Genomic DNA, 6,592 nt, shown 5'->3' on the forward strand with positions numbered 1-6,592 from the left:
CCTCGCCATCGCCCGTCCGCCCGGCCCGCGGCAACCGGTGGACACGGGAAGCCCCTTTCCCGCTCGACGTCTAGGATCTCCCCCGTGAACACCGCCCAGCCCCCTCCCCTGCTGTGACCGGGGTCCTGGCCGGGTTCTTCATCGTCTGGTCCCTCATCGCCGTGGGCTGGGTGGCGGGCCGCACGGGCGTCCTCGGGCCCCACGGCCGCTATGTGCTGAACCGGGCGACCTTCTTCATCGCCTCCCCCGCCCTGGTCCTCGTGGGCCTGCTGAGCTCGGACCTTCGCGAGATCTTCTCCGTGCCGATGGCCGTGGCAGGCATCTCCGGGCTGGCCACCGGCGGTCTGCTGATCCTCGGCGTACGGCTGTTCACGAAGCGCCGGGGCACCGAGCTGGTCGTCGCGGCGATCAGCGGCTCCGTGGTCAACGGCGCGAACATGGGCTTCCCCATCGCCGCCTACGTGCTCGGAGACATCTCCCACGCCCTGCCCGTGATCCTCTTCCAGCAGGCGGTCTACAACCCGCTGTACCTGTTCGTGCTCCACCAGATCACGGAGAAGGAATCGCTCGGCCCCAAGGGCGTGGCCCGCAGCATCGGCGCGAACCCCACGATCATCGCCGCCGCGGTGGGCATGGTGCTCGCGGTGCTCGGCGTGAAGATCCCGGGCGTCGTGCTCGAACCGATCCAGTCCCTCGCGGACATGGCCATCCCCGCGATGCTGCTCGCCTACGGGCTGTCCCTGCACGGCTCCCGGCCCCTCGCGAAGGACGACGGCTATCGCGGTCTGATCGCCGTCTCCTCGAGCGCGAAGCTGCTCGTGATGCCCCTCATCGCCCTCGGCATCGGCCTGCTGTTCGGGCTGTCCGGGCACTCTCTCTACGAGGTCGTGGTGATGGCCGCGCTGCCGACGGCGCAGAACGTCTATGTCGCCGCCGCCCGCTACCGGGCCGCGGAGAACCTCGCACGGGACACGGTGCTGATCACCACGATCGGAACGGTCGTGGTGCTGCTCCTGATCTCCGGCCTGCTCGGCGTCTGACCGCCGAAGGGCACTCAGAACGGGGACGGGCCCGGGGTGCCGGGCGCGAGCTCCTGGTCGAGGAACAGGCTCGCCGCACCGATCGCCCCGCCGTCGTCGCCGAGCCGCGAGTTCTCCAGCACGGCGCGATCCTCGATCAACCAGTCCGCCAGGGCTTCCCGCACCCGCGCCGTGCCCACGGAGCTCAGAGCGGGCCAGGTCGGTCCGCCGATGATGATCCGGCGCGGGTCATGGATGCCCGCCAGGAGACGCACCGCGGCCCCCAGGGCGATGCCGTGATCGGCGATGACGCCTCGCGCCGCGTCCGAACCGTCCTCCGCCGCCTGCGAGAGGGCCGTGAGCGCGGCGGTCATGTCGTCGCCGGCAGGCAGAGGGACACCGAGGGAGCGCGCGCGACCCACCAGGACATGGGCGTCGGTATAGAGGCTGAGGCAGCCGGCGCGGCCGCAGGAGCAGATCTCCCCCGCCCGCCCGATCGGCAGGTGCCCGACCTCCCCGGCCTGGGTGCTCCCGCCCCGATGCACCCTCCCGTTGGCGCTGATCGCCGAGCCGACGCCGTGGCCGACATAGAGGTACAGGACGGTCTGCGAGGCGTCGAGGTGCCGCGACCAGATCTCGCCGGTGAGGGCGGCGTTGGTGTCCTTGTCGAGCATCGCCGGGAGTCCCGTCGCCGCGCTCAGCGCGTCGACCACCGGGACATCGCGCCAGCCGGGCATCCACGGCGGATCGCGCAGGATGCCGGCCTCGGCGTCGAGACCGGCCGGGGCCGCGATGCCGATCCCGAGCAGCCGGCGGCCGGCGGGCAGGGCCTCCTGGGCCTCGGACCGCTCGTGCCGCTCGGCGGGGTCCTCGACGGGCTCCGACGGCCGTGCCCCGAGGGATCGGGTCAGGGCCCCGATCGCGTCGGCGATGCGGGCGATGTCGGCCTGAGGATCCTCCGTCGGCGGCTCGAGGGTCGCCCTGGCCACGGGACGGGCTGCGAGATCACAGACCACGACGGTGATGTGGGCAGGATCCAGGTGCACACCGATCGCGAGACGTGCATCGGCGACCACCCGCAGCAGCGTGTGCGGCTTGCCGGGACCGGAGATCCGCCTCCCGGCCTGCTCGATCAGCCCGTCCCCCAGCAGACGGCGCGTGATCAGCGAGACCGCCTGCCGGGAGAGATGACTGCGCCGGACCACGTCGGACTGCCCGATGCCCTCCGGGGCGCTGCGGATCGTCTGGAGCACCAGCTTCTCGTTGAACTCGCCGATGTCCGTCATCGATGATCCGCGCATCCCACCCCTCCTCACCTCGTCGGTCGCCTGCCCGATGACGATATCGCTTAAGCGGTTATTGCATTAGTCCATCGGTGTGAGTAACCTACCTCACAGGAACAGCGTGGTCCGTGCGCCGAGGTCGGCACACCCACGAAGGCACCGATGCCTGGCGTTCCGTTCCACCGCTCCGATGGCGGCGCGGTGAGTACCCGAAGGGAGAGCGATGAGCGCGAGCGAAGCCATTGCCACGGACACACCGCGGGCCGGATCATCCGGCACCGGCCCCGTCGCAGACCGCACTGCGCGAAGCGGGCCCAGCGCCCGGAACGGCACCGGCGGAAAACCCGCCAAGAGGAAGCTCACCGGGCGCGAGAAGCGCAATCTCCGGGTGGGACTGCTCTTCATCTCCCCGTGGATCATCGGGGTCGCCGTCTTCGTGATCTACCCGTTGATCTACTCCTTCGTGATCAGCCTGACCCAGTACTCGGGCATGCAGTCCCCGACGTTCATCGGGTTCAAGAACTACATCGCCGCGTTCGCCGACCCGATGGTGCACACCTCGGTCGGCAACACCGTGTACTACATGCTGCTGGCGGTGCCGATCGGCCTGATCATCGCGCTCCTGCTGGCCCTGGCGATGAACCGCAACGTGCGGGAGGTGGCGATCTACCGCACGCTGCTGTACCTGCCCTCGCTGATCCCGATGTTCGCGATGTCCTTCATCTTCATCGTGTTCGTGAACCCCCAGTTCGGCATCGTCAACCAGTTCCTGGGGCTGTTCGGCATGCCGGACACGAACCTGCTGGGCGAGCCGCGCTACGCGAAGATCGTGATGATCGTGATGGCCCAGCTGGGTGCGGGCAACGCCGCCCTCATCTACCTCGCAGGCCTGCGCAACATCCCCGAGACGCTCTACGAGGCCGCCCGCATCGACGGGGCGAGCCGCATGCGCCAGTTCTTCTCGATCACCGTCCCGCTGCTGACCCCGACGATCCTGTTCAACCTGATCACGGGCGTCTCCGGCGCGATGATGGTGTTCACCGAGGCGTTCATCATGACCAACGGCGGTCCGGACAACTCGACGTTGTTCTACATGCTGTACCTGTACCGCAACGCCTTCTCGTACGGGCAGCTGGGCTTCGCCTCCGCGCTGGCCGTGCTGCTGTTCCTGTTCGGCATGCTGCTGGCCGGACTCATCTACTGGCTCTCGCGCCGGTTCGTGAACTACGACGTGTCGGCCGGCTGAGGAGCACAACACAGACATGGCTATCAATACTCTCGAGACCGGGACGCAGAATCTCGGTCAGTCCCCCACCACGATCAAGTCGCGGTCGAACTACGGCCGCAACCCCGACGGCTCCCGTCAGGGGCCCGTGGGCAAATGGGTGTCGCGCCTCGTGATGCTCGTCGTGCTCATCCTGTTCTCCCTCCCGCTGTACTGGATGCTCATCTCCGCCCTGAAGTCGCCGGAGGAGCTCGCCCAGTTCCCGCCCACGCTGTTCCCGAACGAGCTGAGGTGGCAGAACTTCGTCGACGCCGTCACGGTGATGCCGTTCTGGACGTTCTTCCGCAACACGGCGATCATCACCATCAGCGTGGTCGTCTTCAGCGTGGTCTCGAACTTCATCGTCGCCTTCGGCTTCGCCTGCATCGAGTGGCCGGGCCGCAACAAGGTGTTCTTCGTCGTGCTGGCCACCCTGTTCCTGCCGTTCCCCGTCACTCTGATCCCCATGTTCGACATGTGGGCGGGCCTCGGATTCGTCAACACGTGGGTTCCCCTGATCGCCCCGGCACTCTTCGCCGGCGGGTTCTTCACCTTCCTCCTGCGCCAGTTCATGCTGCAGACCCCGAAGGACATGATGGATGCGGCGCGCGTGGACGGGGCCAGCGAATGGGCCATCGCCTGGCGGATCGTGTTCCCCACCGCGCGCCCGGCGGTCACGGTCATCGCGATCTTCGCGGCCGTCGGCACCTGGAACGACTTCATGGGCCCCCTGATCTACCTGCAGGACGAGAGCAAGCAGACGCTCTCCATCGGTATGCAGGTGTTCCGCTCCGTGAACTCCCAGGACATCCAGTTCAACCTGCTCATGGCGGCATCGTTCCTGGTGCTGCTGCCGCTGGTGATCCTGTTCTTCATGTTCCAGCGCTACTTCATCAGTGGCATCACCCTCGGAGGCTTCAAGTGATCGATCGTCGAACCCTGCTGCGTGCCCTCGGCGCCGGCGCCAGCGTCACCGTCGCCGGCGGCTCGATCGTCGGGTGCACGAACCGCCCCGTCGGCGACGAGCGTGACCCCAACGTCATCAAGCTCTGGGGCCAGGGCGGCACGAACGCCGAGTACGAGGCCCTCATCATCGAGGCCTTCACCGAGAAGAACCCGGACGTCACGATCCAGGTCTCCCAGGTCCCCTCCAACGGCCAGGGCGATGCCTCCAGCGCGATCACCGCCGTGCGCGGTCGCACCGGCCCGGACGTCTACTTCGTGGACCGCTTCAACGGGGCGCAGTTCGCCTCGCTCGGACTCCTCGAGCCCATCGACGGGCTGATCGAGGAGCACGAGGACATGGGCGTCGAGGAGTTCATGGCGCAGTGGATCAAGTTCTCCACCGACGAGCTGTTCTACGACGGCCAGTACTACGGGCTCCCCGTCGACACCGACACGCGCGGTCTGTTCGTGAACAAGGGACTCGCGAAGGAGGCCGGGATCGATCCGGCGCTCCTGGACCCCGCCAACGGACCGATGTCCTACGACCAGATCTGGGAGATCAACGACCAGTTCAACGTCCAGGACGATCGCGGCACCTACGAGAGGGTCACCTGGATCCCCTGGGACGATCAGGCCTCGCTGCTCATGTGGGCGATGGCCAACGACGTGCCGATGTTCTCCAACGAGACCTGCCATGTGCTGCTCGACTCCCCGGAGATGCTCGACGTCGCGACGATGTACGCCGGGTGGATCGACAAGCTCGACTTCCCCCGTCTGGACGCGTTCAAGGCGACCTACCAGCCGCCGAACGCCCCTCCCACCCAGACCTCGTTCTTCTCGGATCGTCAGTTGTTCCAGATCACCGGTTCCTGGGCGGTCAAGGGCCAGCAGCAGTACAAGCCGGACATGGACTACGGGGTCACCTATCTCCCCGTCCCGAATGAGGGCGATGACCCCTTCACCTGGGCCGGCGGCTTCGCCCTGGCGATGCCCAAGGGCGCGAGCATGTCGAAGGCCTCCTGGGAGTTCTTCAAGTTCTACGCCGGGCACGAGGGCCAGAAGATCCTCATGCCCAAGATCACCAACATCCCCACCAACATCGAGACGCTGAACGATCCCGAGGGCTGGAGCCCGGACATCAAGTTCTTCGTGGAGCTGATGGGCGTCGCAAAGTCCCGGCCCCCTCTGCCGGTCGGGACGAAGCTCTGGGATTCCATGTTCACCATGCAGGGCAGCATCAACGCCGGATCCGACACCCCGGAGAACCTGGTCAAGGAGGCCCAGCAGTACGTGGATCCGACGATGCAGCAGTTCTGCCCGATCACCCTGCCCGAGGGCTTCGGAGAACCGGACCCGAACTTCTCGAGCAAGGATGCGGAGAAGGCCGGGGCCAACTCCTGATCACCTCATGCAGCTGTTCTGACCGACCCTGAGCGGGGCGGAGGTCCTCGGACTTCCGCCCCGCTCAGGCGGCGTCCGCCACCGATCCACCGGCGATCCGGCAGGCGCACCGAACCACCCGCACCCAGCGCCGTCCCCTCGGCGACATCACCTACGGAGGCACTTCTTGATCGACCGTCGAACCCTGCTGCGCGCCCTCGGCGCCGGCGCGAGCGTGACCATTGCCGGCGGCTCGATCGTCGGCTGCACGAACCGACCCGTCGGCGAGGATCGCGACCCGAACACCGTGCGGCTCTGGGGCCTCGGCGCAGCGGACGCCGAGAAGGAGGCGAAAGTCCTCGAGGCCTTCTCCGAGCAGAACCCGGACGTGAAGGTCGAGGTCTCGCAGGTGCCCTCGAACGGTGAAGGAGATGCCTCCAGCGTCATCACGGCGATCCGCGGCAAGACGGGGCCGGACCTCTACTGGATGGACCGCTTCAACGCTCCTCAGTTCGCCTCCCTCGGGCTCCTCGAGTCCATCGACGGGCTCATCGAGGAGCTTGAGGGCGACGCTCCTATGGTGCGTCAAGTGGATAGTGGTGGGTTCTCAAGTCGGCGGTAGAGGTCTCGGGCGATGTATCGCTTGAGGCAGCGTTTGATCTCTCGCGGGGTCTTGCCTTCGCTGGTGCGTCGGGCGGTGT

At 67.2% G+C, this 6,592-nt stretch carries 6 protein-coding genes; 5 read left to right on the forward strand and 1 reads right to left on the reverse strand.

Annotated features, from left to right (window positions below; genetic code table 11):
* Window positions 1-113 precede the first annotated feature (113 nt).
* The gene (locus tag INT49_RS13170) at window positions 114-1,040 is read left to right on the forward strand and encodes an AEC family transporter (RefSeq protein ID WP_193118201.1); all 927 of its coding nucleotides are present in this window, start codon (window positions 114-116) and stop codon (window positions 1,038-1,040) included.
* A gap of 14 nt (window positions 1,041-1,054) precedes the next feature.
* Here INT49_RS13170 and INT49_RS13175 read toward each other — a convergent pair whose 3' ends face one another.
* Entirely contained in the window at window positions 1,055-2,320 is a 1,266-nt protein-coding gene (locus INT49_RS13175; RefSeq protein ID WP_193118202.1) for an ROK family transcriptional regulator, read from the reverse strand.
* 205 nt (window positions 2,321-2,525) lie between these two features.
* On the opposite strand from INT49_RS13175, the gene INT49_RS13180 reads away from it, so the two are divergent.
* The 4 genes from INT49_RS13180 to INT49_RS13195 all read left to right on the forward strand — a co-directional run bounded on the left by INT49_RS13180 (window position 2,526) and on the right by INT49_RS13195 (window position 6,513).
* Window positions 2,526-3,548: a carbohydrate ABC transporter permease gene (locus tag INT49_RS13180; protein ID WP_193118203.1), complete on the forward strand. Its 1,023-nt coding sequence runs from the start codon at window positions 2,526-2,528 to the stop codon at window positions 3,546-3,548.
* A 16-nt stretch (window positions 3,549-3,564) separates the two neighbouring features.
* Window positions 3,565-4,491: a carbohydrate ABC transporter permease gene (locus INT49_RS13185; protein ID WP_193118204.1), complete on the forward strand. Its 927-nt coding sequence runs from the start codon at window positions 3,565-3,567 to the stop codon at window positions 4,489-4,491.
* Window positions 4,488-5,912 carry an extracellular solute-binding protein gene (locus INT49_RS13190; RefSeq protein ID WP_193118205.1) on the forward strand — a complete coding sequence of 475 codons (1,425 nt, stop codon included), beginning with the start codon at window positions 4,488-4,490 and terminating at the stop codon, window positions 5,910-5,912. Before INT49_RS13185 ends, INT49_RS13190 begins: the two co-directional genes overlap by 4 nt.
* A 166-nt stretch (window positions 5,913-6,078) precedes the next feature.
* Window positions 6,079-6,513: an ABC transporter substrate-binding protein gene (locus INT49_RS13195; protein WP_193118206.1), complete on the forward strand. Its 435-nt coding sequence runs from the start codon at window positions 6,079-6,081 to the stop codon at window positions 6,511-6,513.
* Window positions 6,514-6,592 lie beyond the last annotated feature (79 nt).

The organism is Brachybacterium tyrofermentans (assembly GCF_014897585.1).
GTDB lineage: Bacteria > Actinomycetota > Actinomycetes > Actinomycetales > Dermabacteraceae > Brachybacterium > Brachybacterium tyrofermentans.